Origin of the sequence: Photobacterium chitinilyticum, assembly GCF_004104355.1 — a bacterium.
GTDB classification, from domain to species: Bacteria; Pseudomonadota; Gammaproteobacteria; order Enterobacterales; family Vibrionaceae; genus Photobacterium; species Photobacterium chitinilyticum.
Window position 1 is genome coordinate 1 of the sequence record NZ_RJLM01000229.1, and the last position, 403, is coordinate 403.

Below are 403 nucleotides of genomic sequence, written 5' to 3' on the forward strand. Positions count from 1 at the left end.
AGTGGCTGTGCTGGGAGAGAGCGACAAATTATCATGGGCGTGTAATGTTCTTGCGGCTTCAGCGGTTGTCAGGAGCCGGAAAATTGAGTTAAACGGGTTAGGCAGGAGCAATAGAAAGACCAAAGGCGCTTGCTCGGCAAATTTAACAAGAAAATCAAGCGGACAAAAAACACTCGGCATTTCAGGTGCAAAATGAAGTTATGCGTTTACGCACTTCATATCAATATCTGCGCGTTGTTTTTCGCCGCTTATTTTAGGCGTTATAAGCCTTCGGTAGTTGTAGAGGTAATATGAATATTTGGAAAAAGCTTCAAGTCATTTTATTGGTTACCCTTTCTTGTATCGGTGTTGATCAAGGTACGAAATTATTAGCCTCAGAGCATCTGTCAAGAAACATGATGAA

The 403-nt window shown here is 41.9% G+C and carries 1 protein-coding gene; it reads left to right on the top strand.

Annotated features, from left to right (window positions below):
* Positions 1-196, top strand: a 196-nt coding sequence (locus EDI28_RS27470; protein WP_233353535.1) for a hypothetical protein, incomplete at its 5' end; no start/stop codon positions are given.
* Positions 197-403 lie beyond the last annotated feature (207 nt).